The sequence below is a fragment of the Stenotrophomonas sp. GbtcB23 genome (assembly GCF_019091045.1).
In the GTDB taxonomy this organism is placed as follows: Bacteria; Pseudomonadota; Gammaproteobacteria; order Xanthomonadales; family Xanthomonadaceae; genus Stenotrophomonas; species Stenotrophomonas rhizophila_A.
In genome coordinates this window covers 1-18,956 of record NZ_JAGXKC010000042.1, presented here as the reverse complement: position 1 = coordinate 18,956, position 18,956 = coordinate 1, and the positions used below count along the sequence as shown (strand labels likewise).

Annotated in this window: 10 protein-coding genes; 7 read left to right on the top strand and 3 right to left on the bottom strand. The window is 68.0% G+C overall.

The window, feature by feature from the left end; genetic code table 11:
* Positions 1-148: 148 nt before the first annotated feature.
* Positions 149-2,245, top strand: a complete 2,097-nt coding sequence (locus KVS69_RS15140) for a M13-type metalloendopeptidase (RefSeq protein ID WP_217538769.1) — start codon at positions 149-151, stop codon at positions 2,243-2,245.
* 195 nt (positions 2,246-2,440) lie between these two features.
* Here KVS69_RS15140 and mfd read toward each other — a convergent pair whose 3' ends face one another.
* The 3 genes from mfd to rlmJ form a co-directional block, all read right to left on the bottom strand.
* The gene (gene mfd, locus KVS69_RS15135; protein ID WP_184125377.1) at positions 2,441-5,908 is read right to left on the bottom strand and encodes a transcription-repair coupling factor; all 3,468 of its coding nucleotides are present in this window, start codon (positions 5,906-5,908) and stop codon (positions 2,441-2,443) included.
* 38 nt (positions 5,909-5,946) lie between these two features.
* Positions 5,947-6,498, bottom strand: coding sequence for a GNAT family N-acetyltransferase (locus KVS69_RS15130; RefSeq protein WP_217538780.1), 552 nt, complete (start codon positions 6,496-6,498; stop codon positions 5,947-5,949).
* Positions 6,499-6,592: 94 nt separating this feature from the next.
* Positions 6,593-7,450 carry a 23S rRNA (adenine(2030)-N(6))-methyltransferase RlmJ gene (rlmJ, locus tag KVS69_RS15125; RefSeq protein WP_217538768.1) on the bottom strand — a complete coding sequence of 286 codons (858 nt, stop codon included), beginning with the start codon at positions 7,448-7,450 and terminating at the stop codon, positions 6,593-6,595.
* Between the two features lie 45 nt (positions 7,451-7,495).
* Between rlmJ and creB the strand changes: the two genes are divergently transcribed.
* The 6 genes from creB (at position 7,496) to KVS69_RS15095 (ending at position 18,693) form a co-directional block, all read left to right on the top strand.
* Positions 7,496-8,191, top strand: a complete 696-nt coding sequence (creB, locus tag KVS69_RS15120; protein ID WP_217538767.1) for a two-component system response regulator CreB — start codon at positions 7,496-7,498, stop codon at positions 8,189-8,191.
* A gap of 1 nt (position 8,192) precedes the next feature.
* A complete protein-coding gene (gene creC / locus KVS69_RS15115; RefSeq protein WP_217538766.1) occupies positions 8,193-9,629 on the top strand; it encodes a two-component system sensor histidine kinase CreC in 1,437 nt (478 codons plus the stop codon).
* 61 nt (positions 9,630-9,690) lie between these two features.
* Complete coding sequence (creD, locus tag KVS69_RS15110; protein WP_093533134.1) at positions 9,691-11,010, top strand: cell envelope integrity protein CreD; 1,320 nt, start codon at positions 9,691-9,693, stop codon at positions 11,008-11,010.
* Positions 11,011-11,150: 140 nt separating this feature from the next.
* Positions 11,151-16,721 carry a DUF6543 domain-containing protein gene (locus KVS69_RS15105; protein ID WP_217538764.1) on the top strand — a complete coding sequence of 1,857 codons (5,571 nt, stop codon included), beginning with the start codon at positions 11,151-11,153 and terminating at the stop codon, positions 16,719-16,721.
* Positions 16,722-16,789: 68 nt separating this feature from the next.
* Positions 16,790-18,193: a glutamate--tRNA ligase gene (gene gltX / locus KVS69_RS15100; RefSeq protein ID WP_217538763.1), complete on the top strand. Its 1,404-nt coding sequence runs from the start codon at positions 16,790-16,792 to the stop codon at positions 18,191-18,193.
* 14 nt (positions 18,194-18,207) lie between these two features.
* On the top strand, positions 18,208-18,693 hold the full coding sequence (locus KVS69_RS15095) for a Fur family transcriptional regulator (RefSeq protein ID WP_068850345.1): 486 nt from the start codon (positions 18,208-18,210) through the stop codon (positions 18,691-18,693).
* Positions 18,694-18,956: the final 263 nt, after the last annotated feature.

Below are 18,956 nucleotides of genomic sequence, written 5' to 3'. Positions count from 1 at the left end.
GTCCGCACCTACCGGGCGGGGGCAGGCAGGTATCCACCGTTGGTCGATACAGCCTGTGACCTTTGGCCGGTCCCGAACCCGCTCACCCGCGCTACGCTGCCTGATTGCCCGCATTGCGGGTGATGCTTCCCTGTAGCCGGAGAGTCGAATGAAGTTTTCCAAGCTGGTCCCGCTGGGCCTGACCGTTGCCATCGCCGCGTCGCTGGCGGCCTGTGGCAAGACCGATACCGCGCCGGCTGCCGCCGTGGCCGATGCCAAGCCGGCGTTCGATCTGTCGCAGATCAAGACGCCGCTGATCTCGCTCAACAGCGCCGACCTGGATCCGGCCATCGCCGCGTGTACCGACCTCAACGGGTTCGTCAACAGCAGCTGGCTCAAGGCCAACCCGGTGCCGAACGACCAGACCACCTGGGGCAGCTTCGAGATCCTGCGCGAGCGCTCGCTGGAAGTGCAGCACGCGCTGGTGCAGCAGGCGGCCGCCAGCCAGGCCAAGGCCGGCTCGGTGGAAGCCAAGATCGGTGATATCTGGAAGACCGGCTCGGATGAAGCAAAGATCGAAGCGGCCGGCATCGCCCCGCTGCAGCCGCAGCTGGACAAGATCGCCGCGCTGAACGACACCGCCGCCATCACCCAGTACCTGCGCGACAGCCAGGCACAGGGCCAGGGCGTGCTGTTCTCGCTGTCGGCCAACGCCGACTACAAGGACTCGGCCAACGTCATCGCCTATGTCGGCCAGGGCGGCCTGGGCCTGCCGGAAAAGGGCTACTACTTCGACGAATCGCAGGCCAAAATCCGCGAGGCCTATGTGGCCTACATCGCGCAGGCACTGACCCTGTCCGGGGTGGACGCCGCGCAGGCCAAGACCCAGGCGCAGGCGGTGATGGAGTTCGAAACCCGCTTGGCCAAGGCCTCGCTGTCGCGCATCGAACTGCGTGACCCGGCCAAGCGCTACAACCCGGTCAGCGCCGCTGAAGCGGACAAGCTGACTCCGAACTTCAGCTGGACTGCATTGTTCGACACCCTGAAGGTGCCGGCCGCACAGAAATTCTCGCTGGCCCAGCCGGGCTTCTTCGGCGAAGTGGACAAGATGCTCACCGAGGTGCCGGCGTCGACCTGGCAGGCCTATCTGCGCTTCCACACCGTCGATGACGCGGCGCCTTACCTGAGCAGCGCGTTCGAAAAGGCCAACTTCGACTTCTACGGCACCACCCTGCGTGGCCAGAAGGAAATGCAGCCGCGCTGGAAGCGCGTGCTGGAGTCGGTCAACACTTCCATCGGCGAAGGCCTTGGCCAGCTGTACGTGGACGCGGTGTTCCCGGCCGAGTCCAAGGAACAGATGCAGCACCTGGTGGATAACCTCTCGGTGGCACTGAAGGCGCGCCTGGAGAAGCTGGAGTGGATGGGCGAAGACACCCGCAAGAAGGCGCTGGAGAAGTGGGCCAGCTTCACCCCGAAGATCGGTTACCCGGACAAGTGGCGCGACTGGTCGGGCTTTGAGACCAACGCCGACAGCTACCTGGGCAACATGCAGGCCGCGCGCGCGTTCAACTACCGCTACATGCTCAACAAGATCGGCAAGCCGGTCGACAAGACCGAGTGGGGCATGACCCCGCAGACCGTCAATGCCTATTACAACGCGACGAAGAACGAGATCGTGTTCCCGGCCGCGATCCTGCAGGCGCCGTTCTTCGACGCCAAGGCCGATCCGGCGCTGAACTACGGCGGCATCGGTGCGGTGATCGGCCACGAAATGATGCACGGCTACGATGATTCGGGCAGCCAGTTCGCTGCCAATGGCAACTTCGACAACTGGTGGACCGACAGCGACCGCAAGGCCTTCACGGGTCGCACCGACCAGCTCGTGGCGCAGTTCGATGGCTATGAATCGCTGCCGGGCGTGAACGTGAAGGGCAAGCTGACCCTGGGCGAGAACATCGGCGACCTGGGCGGCCTGACCGTGGCCTACGACGCGCTGCAGATGGCGCTGAAGGAGAACCCCAAGGCCAATGTCGCCGTGGATGGGCACAGCCAGGACCAACGCTTCTTCATGAACTGGGCCACCGTGTGGCGCCGCAACTTCACCGACGGCGAACTGCGCGTGCGCCTGAACACCGACCCGCATGCGCCGGCGAACTTCCGTGCCAATGGCGCGCCGTCGAACATGCCGGCGTTCGCGCAGGCGTTCGAGTGCAAGCCGGGCGACGCGATGGTGCGTGCCGACGACAAGCGCGTGGTGATCTGGTAAGCGAAGGGGCCCGGCAATGCCGGGCCCTTTTTGTACAAGCGGCGTCCGAGGTAGAGCGGACGGTAGAGCGGACTGTTAGTCCGCTGCTGTCCGCGCTCGGGTCCGGTCCGCGTAGCCGACTAACAGTCGGCTCTACCTTCGCGGAGCGGTTAGTCCGCGTAGCCGACTAACAGTCGGCTCTACCGTCGCGGGCGGTCAGCCCGGCGTCAGCGTGGTCAGCAGCGCCTTGGCCGCGTTGAAGCGGTCTTCGGGCAACGGCAGCGGCACCTTGATGCGCAGCTTGTCCGGGCCATCCATGGTGTACAGCTTCGGCTGCTTCTGGATCATCTGGATGACCGCCATCGGGTCGATGGACGGCTTGGCCTCGAACACGATGCGGCCGCCGTTCTCGCCCAGTTCCAGCTTGCGGATGCCCAGTGCGTTGCACTGCAGCTTCAGCTCGGCCACCGCGAACAGGTGCTTGGCCGCGTCCGGCAGGAGCCCGAAGCGGTCGATCATCTCTACCTGCAGTTCGCGCAGCTCGCCACTGTCACGCGCGCTGCTGATGCGCTTGTACAGGGTCAGGCGGGTGTGCACGTCGGGCAGGTAGTCGTCCGGGATCAGCGCCGGCACGTGCAGCTCAACCTCGGCACCGCGCACTTCCTCGCCGGAATCCAGGTCAGGCAGCTTGCCCAGCCGGATGCTGCGCACCGCGCGCTCAAGCAGTTCGGTGTACAGGCTGAAGCCCACCTCGGCCATCTGCCCGCTCTGGTCTTCGCCCAGCAGTTCGCCGGCGCCGCGGATCTCAAGATCGTGCGTGGCCAGGGTAAAGCCGGCGCCCAGTTCGTCCATGGAGGCGATGGCTTCCAGGCGCTTTTCGGCATCGGGCGTCATCGAGCGCTTGTCCGGCACCACCAGATAGGCGTAGGCGCGGTGGTGCGAACGGCCGACGCGGCCACGCAGCTGGTGCAGCTGGGCCAGGCCGAACCGGTCGGCGCGGTTGATGATGATGGTGTTGGCGTTGGGGATGTCGATGCCCGATTCGATGATCGTGGTCGACAGCAGCACGTTGTAGCGCTGCTTCTGGAAATCCAGCATCACCCGCTCGAGTTCGCGTTCGGGCATCTGCCCGTGGGCGATGCCGATGCGTGCCTCGGGCACCAGCTCGGCCAGGTCGCGCTGCATGCGGCCGATGCTTTCCACGTCGTTGTGCAGGAAATACAGCTGGCCGCCACGAGCCAGTTCGCGCTGGAACGCTTCGCGCAGCAGCGCGTTGTCCCAGACGGTGATGAAGGTCTGCACCGCCAGCCGGTTCGGCGGCGGGGTGGCGATGATCGACAGGTCGCGCAGGCCGGCCATGGCCATGTTGAGCGTGCGCGGAATCGGCGTGGCGGTCAGGGTCAGCAGGTGTACGTTGGCCCGCATCGCCTTCAGTGCTTCCTTCTGGCGCACGCCGAAGCGCTGTTCCTCGTCCACCACCACCAGGCCCAGGTCCTTGAACTTCACGTCCGGCTGCAGCAGGCGGTGGGTGCCGATGATGACGTCGATGGTGCCGGCCGCCACCTTTTCCAGCTCGGCCTTGATCTCCTTGGTGCTCTTGAAGCGCGACAGCACTTCCACCCGCAGCGGCCAATCGGCGAAGCGGTCGCGGAAGTTGCGGTAGTGCTGTTCGGCCAGCAGCGTGGTCGGTACCAGCACGGCGACCTGCTTGCCGGCGCTGGCGGCGGCGAACGCGGCGCGCACGGCCACTTCGGTCTTGCCGAAGCCGACGTCGCCGCAGACCACGCGGTCCATCGGCTGGCTGCTGGCCAGGTCGCGCAGGGTCGCATCGATCGCGGCGAGCTGGTCGGCGGTTTCCTCGAACGGGAAGCCGGCCGCGAACGGCTCGTACATCGCGCGGTCCACGTGCAGCGCCAGGCCGGCGCGCGCGCGGCGGCGGGCCTGGATCTCCAGCAGTTCGGCGGCCACGTCACGGACCTTCTCGGCCGCGCGGCGCTTGGCCTTGCTCCACTGTTCGCCACCGAGCGAATGCAGCGGCGCAGTCTCCGGCGAGGCGCCGGAGTAGCGGCTGATCAGGTGCAGCTGGGCCACCGGCACATACAGCCGGTCGCCCTTGGCGTATTCGATCTCCAGGAACTCGCCCGGCATGCCGCCGGCGTCCAGCACGATCAGCCCGCGATAGCGGCCGACGCCATGGTCTTCATGGACGATCGGCGCGCCTTCGGTGAGCTCGCCCAGGTCGCGGATGATCGCTTCCGGCTCGCGCCCGACCCGTCGGCTGCGCCGGGTCGTGCCGGCGCGCTCGGGAAACAGCTGGCGCTCGGTCAGTACCGCCAGCGGCGGTACATCAAGCGCGAAGCCGTCTTCCAGCGGCGCCACCGTGATGGCGAAGCGCTGGCCCGGATCGGCCAGGAAGGTCGGCAGGTCGGCCACCACCGGCGGCTTCAGTTCGGCCGACAGCAGCACTTCCAGCAACGCTTCGCGGCGGCCCGGCGAATCGGCGGCGATCAGCACCCGACCCGGGTAGTGGCCCAGGAACGATTTCAGCGCTTCACCGGCCGGCGCATCGCGCGCGGCCACCGGCAGCGGCGGCAGCGGCTGGTCACCCAGCGGCGTGGCTTCGTCGATGCGTGGGTGGTCGGCGCTCCAGACCTCGATGCGCGGCAGGGTGTTCAAACGCGCGCTCAGGCCTTCCGGGCTGAGGTACAGCTCGGTGGGTGCCAGCAACGGGCGCTCCACATCGTGCCGGCGCTGCTCATAGCGGTTCTGGGTCTGCGCCCAGAACGAAGCCGCCGCCTCGCCCACGCCCGGCGCGATCACCGGCAGCGCGTTCGGCTGCAGGTAATCGAACAGCGTGGCGGTCGCGTCGAAGAACAGCGGCAGGTAGTACTCCACGCCAGCCGGTGCCAGCCCGGACTTGAGATCCTGGTACAGCGCACTGCGCCGGGTATCCACGTCGAACCGCTCGCGCAGGGTGGCCAGCACCCGCGATACGCTCAGTTCGTCCAACGGCACTTCGCGGCCGGGCAGCATGCGCACCGCGTCGACCTTGTCCAGCGATCGCTGGCTTTCCGGGTCGAAGGCGCGGATCGAATCGATGTCCTCATCCAACAGCTCGATCCGCAACGGCGCTTCCGCGCCCATCGGGAACACGTCGAGCAGGCCACCGCGCACGGCGAAATCGCCCGGGTCCATCACCTGCGGCACGTTGCGGTAGGCGGCCGCTTCCAGCCGGCGCTTTTCCGCATCCAGATCCAGGCGCTGGCCGACCTTCAGGTCGAAGCTGCCGCCGATGATGTACTTGAGCGGGGCCAGCTGCTGCAGCAGGGTCTGCACCGGCACCACCACGATGCCACGGCGCAGCGTCGGCAACTGGTGCAGTGCGGCCAGGCGCTGCGAAATGATGTCCGGATGGGGGCTGAAGGCATCGTAGGGCAGCGTTTCCCAATCCGGGAAGGCCACCACCGGCAGGTCCGACGCGGCGCCCAGCAGGGTGCGCAGGTCGGACTCGATCTGGTTGGCGCCGTGATTGTCGCGCGCGATGACCAGCAACGGCCCGTCGTGCGTTTCCGCAGCGCGTGCGATGTACCACGCCAGCGCCGTGGGCGAGGCGGGAGCGCGCCACCAGGCGCGGAGCTGCCCGGAACGGGGCAGCGGCGGTGTAGGAGTTGAGGTGCGTGACATGAGCGGTCGATTTTAGCAGACCGCCACGTGATGACCTCTTACTGACCCGGATCGAGGTCCAGCACCATGCGCACCAGGCCGGGCGTGCCCTGCGGATGCGGCACGGCCTTGAAGCCCAGCGAGGCGGCCAGCTGCTTCATCGGTTCGTTTGCTTCCAGCACGTCGCCGTACAGGTGATCCAGGTATTTGCCCTTGCCCCACTTGACCAGCTTGCGCATCAACTGCCGGCCGAGGCCCTGGCCGATGAGGAACCGGCTGATGAGGATCGAGTATTCGGCATCCTTCGTGCCCGGGATGATCGACGCGCGTGCCAGCGCACCGACCACCGCAACGCCTGCCTGCTCGTTTTCGGCGGCGACCAGAACGATCTCGTTCTTGACGTTGGGATGGGTGAGTCGATACGCCGCCTCTGCGGAAAGCTCATCGACCGACTGCGTCAGCCGGTCGCGCACTTCTGCGGGCCCGAACAGACTGAACGCTCCCTTCAGGGGTTCGTCGTCTTCGGGACGAATCGGGCGGATCAGCAGCTCATGGCCGCTGGGCGCTTTGAAAACTTCGTGCCAGGGCGGCATGCGGTTACGGGTAGCCATACCGGTGATTCCTTGGTGGTCTTCGGATTCTCGCATCCCCGGGGGCGCGTTCCGTGAACGAAACACTCACGCCGTTCAGCGGGCGGTCGTGGCGTTACTCGGCCTGCTTGAGCCACTGCAGGCGGGTACTGGCGCCGGCTTCGCCCAGATACTGCTTCAGCGCAGGCATGGCCGGGGCCAGCACCTGGTCGAACTGCCAGGGCGGGTTGAGCAACAGCATGCCACTGCCGTTGAGCCGAAGGGGAGAGTCATCGGGCCGAACCAGTAGTTCTACTGTAAGCACCGACTTCACCGGCAGGGCGCAGGCCTTGCGCAGGAAGTGCAGGATGGTGCGGCGCTGCTTGATCGGGAACCAGATGGCGAAGCTGGCCTGCGGCCACCGCGCCAGGATCTCGCTCACCGAGGCAAGGATGCGCTGGTACTCGGCATCCTGGCCCTCGTAGGGCGGGTCGATCAGGACCAGGCCACGGCCGATCTTCACGCCGTTGGCCTTGGGCGGCAGCAGTGCCTTGTTCTGTGCGTAGCCGTCGGCGTGCAGCACCGCCACCCGGCTGTCATGCGCGAACAGCGCCTTGAGCGAGGCCGCTTCGGCATCCTGCAGCTCGCACACGGCCATGCGGTCCTGCTCGCGCAGGGTCTGCGCGCTGAGCAGGGGCGAGCCGGGGTAGCTGATCATCGCCCCGACCGGGTTGTCGGCCTGCACCGCCTTGAGGTAACGCTCCACCACGGTCGGCAGCTTGGGCTGGGCCATCAGCCGCATCACCCCGTCCTCGGCCTCCAGGGTCTTGCGGCTTTCCTCGCTGGCCAGCAGGTAGCGGCCAGCGCCGCCGTGGGTGTCCAGCACGAAGAACGGGCTGTCCTTGCGCTTGAAGGTGTCGAGCAGGGCAAGCTGGACGATGTGCTTGAGCACATCGGCGTGGTTGCCGGCATGGAAGGCGTGGCGGTAATTCATCGGCGCAGTGTACGGGGCGGCGGCCCCAGCGGCTATGCTGCGCGCATGAACCGCCCCCTGCACAACGTCCTGGTCGTCGAAGACGAAGCCGCCATCGCCGATACCGTGCTCTACGCGCTGCGCAGCGAGGGCTACGGGGCCCGGCACTGCCTGCTGGGCGGGCAGGCGCTGCAGCTGCTGCGCCAGGAGCCGGTGGACGTGGTGGTGCTGGACGTGGGCCTGCCGGACATGAGCGGCTTTGAGGTGTGCCGCACGCTGCGCACCTTCAGCGACGTGCCGGTGATCTTCCTGACTGCCCGCAACGACGAATTCGACCGGGTGCTGGGTCTGGAGCTGGGCGCCGACGACTACGTGGCCAAGCCGTTCTCGCCGCGCGAGCTGGTGGCGCGGGTGCGGGCGCGGTTGCGCCGCGCGGTGGCACCGGCCCCTGCGGAGGCGGCCGGCTGGCAGCAGCACGGCCGCTTCGCGATCGACCGCGAAGGCCGCCGCATCCGCTTCGGCGGGCAGCTGCTGGACCTGACCCGCTACGAATACGCGCTGATGGCCGCACTGCTGCAGCGCCCCGGCGCGATCCTCAGCCGCGCCCAGCTGATGGACCGCGGCTGGGATACCGATGCCGACAGCGCCGACCGCACCGTGGACACCCACGTAAAGACCCTGCGCGCCAAGCTGCGCGCCGCCGGAGCCGAGCCCGACCCGATCCGCACCCATCGCGGCGTGGGTTACGCGCTGGAGGTGTAGCGTGCGGCTGGGGCTGAAACTGTTCCTGGGCTTCTTCCTGATCGTGGGCATCGCCGCATTCTTCGTGATGCGCGTGTTCGTCAACGAAGTAAAGCCCGGGGTCCGCCAGGCCATGGAGTCGACCCTGGTCGATGCGGCCAACGTGCTGGCGGAAATGGCCGCGGCCGACCTCAAGGCGGGGCATATCCGCAATGGCCCGTTCGTGGCCAGCCTGGCACGCGCACAGCGCCGCGATCCCAAGGCGATGGTATGGCGCTTTCCCAAGCGCAGCCTCGATTACCGCGTGACCATCACCGATGCGCGCGGCATCGTGGTATACGACTCCACCGGACAGGACATCGGCCGCGACAATTCGCGCTGGAATGATGTCTACCGCACCCTGCGCGGCGAATACGGCGCGCGCTCCAGCCCGGAGAAACCAGGTGATGAAGTGCATTCGGTGATGCACGTGGCCGCGCCGATCCATGATCCGGTCGACCCGGGCAAGCTGATCGGCGTGCTCAGCCTGGCCCAGCCCAACCGCAGCATCGATCCGTTCATCGCCGCCAGCCAGCGCGCCATTCTGCAGCGCGGCGCGTGGCTGATCGGATTGTCGGCACTGATCGGGCTGTTGATGACGGCCTGGCTGATGCACGGCGTGAACCGGCTCAACCGCTATGCCAAGGCGGTCAGCGCCGGCGAACCGGTGCCGCCGCCCAGGCCGCGCCGCGACGAGATCGGCGACCTGGGCCAGGCGCTGGAAACCATGCGCCGCAAGCTGGAAGGCAAGGCATACGTGGAGCAGTACGTGCAGTCGCTGACCCATGAGATGAAAAGCCCGCTGGCGGCGATCCGCGGCGCGGCCGAACTGCTGCAGGAGCCGCTGCCCGATGCTGACCGGGTGCATTTCGCACGCAGCATCCAGGGCCAGGAACAGCGCTTGACCGAAACCATCGACAAGCTGCTGGCGCTGGCCGAAGTGGAACAGCACGGCTGGCTGCAGAAGCGCGAACGCATCGCGCTGGCGCCACTGCTGCAGGCCGCCGCCGATGCCGTGGCGATGCGGGCGCAGGCGGCCGACGTCGCGGTGGACATTGAAGTTGCCGACGGCTTGGAGATCCAGGGCGATGCCTACCTGCTGCGGCAGGCCCTGAACAACCTGCTGGAGAACGCGCTGGCGTTTTCCAGCCCGGGCAGCCGGATCCAGCTGGGCGCTTCGCGCGAAGGCGATGGCGTGGTGATGCGGGTGGCCGACCGTGGCAGCGGGGTGCCGGAATACGCGCTGGAGCGGGTGTTCGAGCGTTTCTACTCGCTGGCGCGGCCGGCCACCGGCCAGCGCAGTTCCGGCCTGGGCCTGTCGTTCGTGCAGGAAGTGGCACGCCTTCACGGCGGCCGCGCGAGCCTGCGCAACCGCGACGGCGGTGGCGCCATCGCGTCACTTCACATTCGCTTCAAATAGACCACAAACCCCGCACACCGGCAGCGCTGAAGCTGGCACCCTTCCCAACCGAGGACGGGTGATGAAATCCCTGAAGATGTTGTTGCGGTTCGCCATCGTGGGCGGGCTGATCCTGTTGCTGCTGATTCCGCTGATGATGATCAAGGGCGTGATCAGCGAACGCGAGGCATACCGCGACCAGGCCTACCTGCGCGTGGCGCAGAGCCGGGCCGGCGCGCAGACCCTGACCGGGCCGATCCGGGTGGTGCCGTGGACCGATACCCGCCAGGTCGAAGTGGTCGACGCGGCCGGTACCAAGAAGATCGAAACCCAGGTGGAGCAGAGCTACTGGCTGCAGATGCCGTCCAAGCTGGTCGTCGATGGCGGCATGCTGCCCGACGAACGCCGGGTTGGCCTGTTCCGCGTGCCGGTCTACACCTGGAAAGCCAAGGTCAGCGCCGAGTTCAGTGATGACGACTACCCGGTGAAGGCGGGGCGCGTGTACGGCACGCCGTACCTGGCGGTGGGCATTGCCGACGTTCGCGGCCTGGTCGGCTCGCCCGATCTGAAGGTGGATGGCGAGGCGCTCACGCTGCAGCCGGGCATCGGTGATGTCACCGGCATCGGCAAGGGCCTGCACGTACCGTTGCAGGGCTTCGCCGACAACACCGGCGGCATGCTCAAGTCCAGCAGGGTGGACCTGTCGCTGGTGCTCGATGGCACCCGTTCGCTGGCGGTGGTGCCGGTCGGGGATGACAGCCGCATCGCGATCCGCTCGCCGTGGCCGCACCCGCTGTTCGGTGGCAGCTTCCTGCCCAACGAGCGCAAGGTCGGCGAGAAGGGCTTCGACGCCGAGTGGGCGGTATCCTCGCTGGCATCGGAGGCCCAGCGCCAGCTGCGCGACAACCGCGATGTGGAACCGGAAACGGTAAGCGTGGAGCTGGTCAACCCGGTCGACATCTATACCCAAGCCGACCGCGCCAGCAAGTACGGCATCCTCTTCATCGTGCTGACGTTCGTGGGCTTCATCCTGTTCGAGCTGATCAAGCGCCTGCGCATCCACCCGCTGCAGTACCTGATGGTGGGCCTGGCGCTGGCGATCTTCTTCCTGCTGCTGCTGAGCTTGTCCGAGCACATTCCGTTCTGGGTGGCGTATGTGGTGTCTGCAGTGGCGTGCATTGGATTGCAGGCGGTGTATCTGTCGGGCGTGCTGCGCAGCTGGGTGCGGGGCATGGGCTTTGCCGGGATGCTCACGGTGCTGTACGGCGCGCTGTACGGGTTGCTGGTGTCGGAGAACAATGCGTTGCTGATGGGCTCGCTGCTGCTGTTCGCGGTGCTGGCCACGGCGATGTGGATCACCCGCCGGATCGACTGGTACGAACTGGGCGCGGGCCTGAAGTAGGCGGCGCTGACGTAATTCGCCATCCCACACGACGCTTCCGGCTTCGTGTGGGACCACCGGACGCTGCTGGGACAAGGGCAGGCTGGTAACCGCAGTGGATCGCGCTAGGTTCCAGCCCCTCGTCACCTCACCACACGTCCATGGCGAACCTTACGTTGTCCCCGGTGGGCCGTGCTGGCGGCGCACCGGCCCGTCCGTCGTCCCCGCCATCGTCGCGCCATCGGCCTGCTGTCGCACCGCTGTCGATCCGCAACACGCCGGCGTGCGCACCGACGCGCAGACTGTGGCTGGACGGCATACCGCGCGATGAGCTGGACGCGCTCGCCGCTGCCTTGCGACAGGGGCCGCTGGATGCCCATTTTTTCCTGACCCTGCAGCCGCACTTCCACCGCACCGCGCTGGCCGCGCCGATGGCGCAGGGGCTGGTGGACGATGCGCTGGACCGGCTGCTGCCCGTGGCGCTTCCGCCCGCGCAGCGGGCCGCCTGGCGCAGCAGCCTGATGGCATTGCTGACCTTGCCACGGGTGGACTGGGAAGTGCAGTGCGCACCGTTGCGGGCACTGCTTACCGACGCGGTCGCTCACCGCAATACGCTGCTGCAGGCGATGCGCGATGCCCTGTACCGCCCGCTGGACCAGCCCCGACGCGACTGGAACGCAGCACTTGATGCCGCGCGCGCCCTCGGCATGGCAGACGCCCGCGAGGTTGCGCAGCATTTGTGCAGCATGTCGCCATCCCGTCAGCGTGACGCGGTGCGCCAGCAGCTGTGCGACTGGATGCCGACACTGACCCCGGCGCAGGTCGACCGTGCGGTGGCACAGGCCGCTGCGGCCGCCGCGCTCAATGGCGCCTGCATCGATGCACGCAGCGCGCTGCCGGTGCTGTTCGACAGCATCGATGACGCGGGCGTGCCGTTGATCGGCGATGCCCAGCGCGCCCGGATACTGGCGACGCTGGATCAGCTGGCCGGCGGCGCGCCAGACCCCTTGCTGGCTACCCAGGGCGGCCGCGGCGACCGGCTGGGCCAGTGGCTGTTGTCGGTCGCCGAGCGTGCAGCCCTGGCCGCCACGACGCGCCACAGCCTGCGAAGCGCACTGGGCGATGCGGTGCTGTTCATTGCCGGGCTCGCGCCCGGGATCAAGGCGCTGCGTTGGGGTACGGCGGACGCTGTCTTGCCGACAGGGAGTGCTGCCCCCGTCCCAGTCATTGCCAGCGGGCCGCCCGCGGTGGCGTCGGGCGCAGCGCGGCAGGGCGGCCGCAGCATGCTGGCGTTGGCCGCAAGCCTGGTCGGCGGCGGGCTGGGCGTGGCGACGCTGGGCTGGCGCTGGGCATCCGGCGACACGCAGGCCACTGCGCCCACGGCGGAAGTGCAACCGGAACGGAAGCCTGGGCCGGAATCCGACGCTTCGCGGATGGACGAGCGGACGCAGCACGTAGTGCGGCTTCTGGACACTGTGATCGACCGCGACGGCGACGGATCGATCTGGGACGTGCTGTGGCAACGCGTGCACCGGAGCGCAGGAGGCGATGCGACGTCGCTGCGCGACAGCGTGGCCACCCTGCTGGCATCCAACGGGATCGCACGCGAGGTCATCGATGCGTTGGGCGGACCTCCGCCCGCGGAGGGCAGGGCGCGTGTGCGCCGTGCGCTTCGCCCCCTCCCCGTGCCACGCAGCGGCGGTGAAGGGCTGGATGCCACCGAGCGCACCCGGCTCGACGCGGCCACCCGCCTGCTGGTCGACGTGGCGCAGCAGGCGCCGCCGCCGGGCGCCGCCGCGCTCGCGCCACCGGCCGGGGTGGACCTGGCGGTGACGCGCTCGCGGATGCTGACCTGGGTGCAGTCGATGGGTCGCAACGCAAGCGAGCAGCACCAGCGCCTGACCGCGGCGTGGCGCCACGTGGTGGCCTCCGAGCGGGCGCTGACCCTGTCCGCCGCCGCCTTGCCGAATCTCGACGCCGATCTCGCGCGCCAGGTCGCCGCCGACCTGCTCAACGTGACCGGCCAGCGGATCGATCCCACCACGATCTACCTCAACACCTTCCAGGACAGCCAGCAATGGCGGGCCTGGGAAGCCGACCAGCTGCGCCCGCCCGGCGCGCTGTTCCGCAACCAGCATCGGCTGCTCCCGCCCGACCGGCGGGTACGCAGCGGACTGGTCAGCACCCACACCCTGGTGGGGGCGGCACTGCGGCCGGTCGACGCCGACACGGGCCATGCCGGGCTCTACTACCGCTGCGTACCGGGAACCTACTTCCCGGTGCAGGAGTGCCGCGAGCTGACCCTGGAGGAGTTCAAAAGGGTGCAGGGGCGCGATTACCTGGGCGCCTTCCGCCGCCGGTATGACGCGTGCCTGGAACAGGCCTGGCATGCCCGCCCGACGCCGGGTTCGGAAGGGTTCGTCTCGGGCATCGGACGGCGTCTCGCCGGTACGGCGGTGCTGTTGAATGCGGCGGGCCAGCTCGGCGACGACGCGGCCGCAGCGGTCAAGGTATTGACCGACTTCCCGACCCGTTTCGATCTTGCCGAAGCCGCCAACGGCCGCGCGCTGGCCCTGCCGGGCTGGCAGATCGACGTGCATGCACTGGCGGCCAACGACCGTGGCCATGCGGTGCCGCTGCACGGCGTGCTGCTGGTCACCGCGCAATCAGCGGCGTCGCTGCAGGCGCCGATCACGCTGGTGATCAGCACCACCCGGATTCCGTTGATCGAGGCATTCAACAGCAGCGACGCCGCGCTGCAGCAGCTTGCCGACGAGGTGAGCCACCAGTTGCCGGTGCGGGTGGCCGTCAACGAGCACGCGCGCTGGCAGCAGGGCGCGCTGCCTGTGGTGAAGGCCTATGGGATCGACGGCGACTTCCGCTGGGCCTTGTTCATGCAGGCGCTGGAGCTGCGGCATGCGCAGCTGCGCGCCGCCGGCCTGTCATCGCCTTCGCGCATCCGCGAGGCCTTCAATGCCCTCGATTCGGCGCTGGCCCTGCCGTACCTGCCGGTTCCGGTGCCGGTGCTGGCCGCGGCAGGCGAGCTGGCCGCGTTGGACATGGACGGTCTGAACGCGCGCAGCGCGGCGCACTGGACGGCTCGCTTTCCGGCCGGCACCCCGGGTGCGCTGCGCAACGCCGGCATGGACGGCGCGCGCTGGCTGCACGCGCTGAGTGCCGGCCGCAGCCTGGTCGAGCACGCCTATCCCCTGCTGGTACCGTTCGTCCAACAGCGCCTGGATGACGAAATCATGCGCCGTTACCGCACCGCGTTCGACAGCAGCTGTTGTTACATCGTGTCCTTCAAGGACGGGTATCCAAGCGACCAGACGCGAAGTGGGTGGGTCCACAACCGGGCGCAGAAGCAGGCGGCGGCAAGCTTCGCCGACTGTGCCATGACCCGCGCGGCCGGCTTTGACGATACCCCCGCGCGCCTGCTGGGCCTGTACACCAGCAGCGACAGCGCGGTGTTCGACGAGAACAGCGAGGTGGTGGGACTGGACGCATCGCAGCTGCTGTCGATGGCGCGCGAACTGGATGTGCAGGGCGACTACCTGCGCGCGCTGGACCGGTTCTGGGAGGCGCACGCGCCGGCCGTGTTGACCACGCTGCGCGGCGGCTACCTGTACGGCTGCGCGCAACAGCATGCCGACGGATCGTTGTCCGCGCGCGGCATGCAGCTGGCCCTCGGTGTGTTCGGCACGATGTCCGCGACCGAGTCGCAGGATCCCGCCTACCGGCCGGTTGCGCGTGCCGGTGTGCGCACCGGCTGGCTGCAGGTCCATGGCATTGCCTCGACCGTGCTGCACGTTGGCGACGAGGTGGGGCCGGAGGTACTGCTGTACTTCCCCAACGACCGCAACCGCTTCCACGAGTTTGCCAGCGAGGCCGACATGATGGGTTGGATCGAGCGCGCCGCAGCCACCGACGCCGGGCGGCAATGGCTGGAGACCGCATTCGACCTGGCCGACCTGCAGGACGGCTGGATGTCCAACGGCGTGCATACCGCGCTCGGTGCCGGCACCCAGGCGATCTTCGGACACGGGGGCGCGGTGGTGCCGATCAGCGGCGAGGTGTCGCAGGCACTGCTCGCGCGGCTGCGGCAACGCGCGCGCCGCGATGCGCAGACGCTGATGACCTCGGAGTGGGAAGCCTTCCGGCGCCGCTGGATGCCGCGCCTGGAGCGCTGTGAGCAGGCAATGGGGCTGGTCGCGTTGGCGCTGCCGGAAACGCTGCCCGTGGTGGCGGTGCTGTCGGCGCTGCAGCTGGGGGTGGGCGTGGAGCAGGCGATCGACGGCGATACGCCCGGGCAACGCCGTGCTGGCCTTGGCACGGCAGCAGGCGGTGCCCTTGGGCTGGCGTTGTCGGCGCCGCTGGGCACGGCGCGGCTGGCGGCGGTGGCCGCGCGCGATGGTTCACGACTGCAACCGGCGATACAGACGGCAGCATGGGAGCAGGTGGATGATCCGCTTGCGCACCTGGCCGAGCGTTACGCCCGGCCGGTGGCGCTGTCCGGATCGCGCGCCGCCGACAATGGGGTCCACGACTACCTTGGCCGGCGATACATCAGCCAGGGCGGGCACGCCTACGAGGTGGCCTTCGACCGTGCCCATGGCACCTGGCGGCTGCAGAATCCGCAGCCGGGCAGCTTCTACCACCAGCCGGTACGGCTGAATGCCGACGGGGCGTGGGAACCCCACAGCGATGTCGGCCTGCGCGGCGGCGCACCGATCAGCCGATCCAGCAAGCGCAGGCAGTCGGTGGAACGCAGCTATCGCGGTTCCCTGAATTCCCTGGTCGAACGCACCCACTCCCATTCGGTGGACAGCAGCTCGCAGGATTTCCAGTGGGGCGTGAATCACTGGGAGCGGGTGATGACGCCGGAACAGGCGCGCGACAGCGCCTCACTGGAGCAGATGAAGGAGCTGTTCGTGTCGGGCCATCTCGACGCGGTGCAGCAGGGCGCACTGTCGGTGATCATCGAGCGGCTGGACAATACGCTGCGTGCCGAGCGCTACACCGTGGTCAACGAGGTGGTGCACGACTCGGTCTACATCGCCGGCGGCCAGTTCATCCAGGCCTCCCAGGGCCTGCTGGCCGAAGGCAACGGACTGTCCGCAGCGGGCATGTGCACCGGGCTGTCGCGGATCATGGCCACGGCGATGGGGCAGGGCGAAGAGCTCCATGTGCTGGAGCACCTGCGCCAGGCGATCCGCGAGCCCGAAAGCCGGCATGCGGTCGCGCTGCGTGCGCTGATCCGCGACGCGCAGGGCGCGGCCCTGCAGCCCGGTTCAATGTCGGCGGCATCGTTGATCCACGTCGATGCACTGGCGGATTTCCTTGCCAACACCGCGCGCAGCAGCCATTTCGTCTTCAGCGGCACGCAGCACAGCATGGCCTGCGGCGTGAACGTGCTGGACAACGGGCGGCGCGAATACCTGCTCTACGATCCCAACTTCGGGCTGATGGTGTTCAAGAAACTCTCGCGCTTCAACCAGTGGGTGAACAACCTGTTCGGGTCGCGCTATTTCAGCCGGCTGTCGTCGCGGACCCTGGGCGACGCCAACGCCGAGACGCTGGCTGAAATGTACGGGGCGATCCCGACCCCGGGCAGCCAGCGGATGCAGTTCCACCTGCGCCAGATCCACCCGGCACGGATGCAGGAACAGGCCGCTGCGCGCGGCTGGACCGCGCTGTACGAGCACGTCGGGCCGGCGGGTGGGGGAACGTGAACGCCCCGGCCCCCAATGCTGGCCGGGGCAGGTAAAATCGTCCCGATTCCCGTTCTCCCGAGCCCCCCATGACCTGCCGCACCCGTTTCGCCCCCAGTCCCACCGGCTACCTGCACATCGGCGGCGCCCGCACGGCGCTGTACTGCTGGCTGGAGGCGCGCCACCGTGGCGGGGAATTCGTGCTGCGCATCGAGGATACCGACCGCGAACGCAGCACCCAGGGCGCCATCGACGCGATCCTGGAGGCGATGGAGTGGCTGGGCCTGAACTACGACGAAGGCCCGATCTACCAGACCCAGCGCGTGGCCCGCTACAAGGAAGTGGCCGAGCAGCTGATCGCCGACGGCAAGGCCTATTACGCCTACGAGACCCGCGAGGAGCTCGATGCGATGCGTGAGGCGGCCATGGCCAAGCAGGAAAAGCCGCGCTACAACGGCGCTGCGCGTGAGTTGAACCTGCCGTACCGCGACGATCCGAACCGGGTGATCCGCTTCAAGAACCCGCTGGAAGGCACGGTGGTGTTCGACGACCTGATCAAGGGCCGCATCGAGATCGCCAACAGCGAGCTGGATGACATGGTGATCTTCCGTCCGGACGGCTTCCCCACCTACAACTTCGCGGTGGTGGTGGACGACTGGGACATGCGCATCTCCGAGGTCATCCGCGGCGACGACCACATCAACAACACCCCGCGCCAGATCAACCTGTACGAAGGCATCGGCGCGCCGGTGCCGAAGTTCGGCCACATGCCGATGATCCTGGACGAGCAGGGCGCCAAGCTGTCCAAGCGCACCGGCGCGGCCGACGTGATGCAGTACAAGGACGCCGGCTACCTGCCCGACGCGCTGCTGAGCTACCTGGCCCGGCTGGGCTGGTCGCATGGCGACCAGGAGCTGTTCAGCCGCCAGGAGCTGATCGACCTGTTCGACGTGACCAACTGCAATTCCAAGGCCTCGCGCCTGGACATGGCCAAGCTGGGCTGGGTCAACCAGCACTTCCTGAAGACCGAAAACCCGGCCGACATCGCCCCGCACCTGGTTTACCAGCTGAACAAGCTGGGCCTGGACCTGGGCGCCGGCCCGGCGCCGGCCGACGTGGTAGTGGCGCTGCGCGACCGCGTGCAGACCCTGAAGGAAATGGCGGAGAAGGCCGTGGTCTGGTACCAGCCGCTGGTGGAATACGACGAGGCGGCGGTGGCCAAGCACTTCAAGCCGGGCGCGGAACTGGCGCTGGGCAAGGCCCGCGAGCTGCTGGCTGCGGCCAGCGAGTGGACCGCGGAAAGCGTGTCGGTGGCCCTGCACGACGTTGCCACCGCGCTGGAGATCGGCATGGGCAAGGTCGCCCAGCCGCTGCGCGTGGCCATCACCGGCACCCAGGTCAGCCCGGACATTTCCCAGACCGTGTTCCTGGCCGGGCGTGAAGAGGCCTTGAAACGCATCGACGTCGCACTCACTAAAGTACCGACGGCCTGACCACAGGAGACCGCATGTCCGCCAAGACCGCTTGTACCGCCCCACACCATCACGTTCACGACGCTTCGGACTTCGTGAAGGTGGTGGAGCGCGTGTGCACGGAGCGCGGACTGCGGCTGACGCCGATCCGCGCCAACGTGCTGCGGTTGATCGCCGAGGCCGGCAAGCCGGTCAAGGCGTATGAGCTGCTGGAGTGGGTGCGCAGCGGCAAGGGCGTGGGCGCCGATGCCCCGCCCACCGTGTACCGCGCGCTCGATTTCCTGATGGCGAATGGTTTTGTGCACAAGCTGGAATCGGTGAATGCCTTCGTGGCCTGCCACCACCCCAGCAGCGCGCAGCACTCGGTGCCGTTCCTGATCTGCAACAGCTGCCACAGCGCGGTGGAACTGGAAGACCGCGACATCGTCAGCCAGCTGGAAAAGCGGGCCAAGGAGCTGGGCTTCCAGCCGCAGGCGCAGACCCTGGAAGTGCACGGCCTGTGCGCCCGCTGCGCGGGATGACGCACCCGCCGGGGCTGATCGACAATACGGCGCGGTCGCCCTGATAGTGAAACAAGCGCTGGGCTGACGGTAGGGTCGGTTCCCGAACGACCGCCGATCCGGTTTATCGGCACTTGGACGCATGACCCGGGCCGAAGCTGCGCCTTCGTTGCAGGTCATGCGTTACCGGATCTTGCACCTTTATCAGCGGTCGTTCGGGAACCGACCCTATGTATGGACTCGCCCCCATCGTCAAGCTGCTTTTAGGCCCGGGAACCGGCTGC

What these genes read in the sequence shown, in the direction of transcription:
- KVS69_RS15140 (WP_217538769.1), top strand. Translation starts at nt 149, where the DNA reads ATGAAGTTTTCCAAGCTGGTCCCGCTGGGCCTGACCGTTGCCATCGCC.
- mfd (WP_184125377.1), bottom strand. Translation starts at nt 5,908, where the DNA reads ATGTCACGCACCTCAACTCCTACACCGCCGCTGCCCCGTTCCGGGCAG.
- KVS69_RS15130 (WP_217538780.1), bottom strand. Translation starts at nt 6,498, where the DNA reads ATGGCTACCCGTAACCGCATGCCGCCCTGGCACGAAGTTTTCAAAGCG.
- rlmJ (WP_217538768.1), bottom strand. Translation starts at nt 7,450, where the DNA reads ATGAATTACCGCCACGCCTTCCATGCCGGCAACCACGCCGATGTGCTC.
- creB (WP_217538767.1), top strand. Translation starts at nt 7,496, where the DNA reads ATGAACCGCCCCCTGCACAACGTCCTGGTCGTCGAAGACGAAGCCGCC.
- creD (WP_093533134.1), top strand. Translation starts at nt 9,691, where the DNA reads ATGAAATCCCTGAAGATGTTGTTGCGGTTCGCCATCGTGGGCGGGCTG.
- KVS69_RS15105 (WP_217538764.1), top strand. Translation starts at nt 11,151, where the DNA reads ATGGCGAACCTTACGTTGTCCCCGGTGGGCCGTGCTGGCGGCGCACCG.
- gltX (WP_217538763.1), top strand. Translation starts at nt 16,790, where the DNA reads ATGACCTGCCGCACCCGTTTCGCCCCCAGTCCCACCGGCTACCTGCAC.
- KVS69_RS15095 (WP_068850345.1), top strand. Translation starts at nt 18,208, where the DNA reads ATGTCCGCCAAGACCGCTTGTACCGCCCCACACCATCACGTTCACGAC.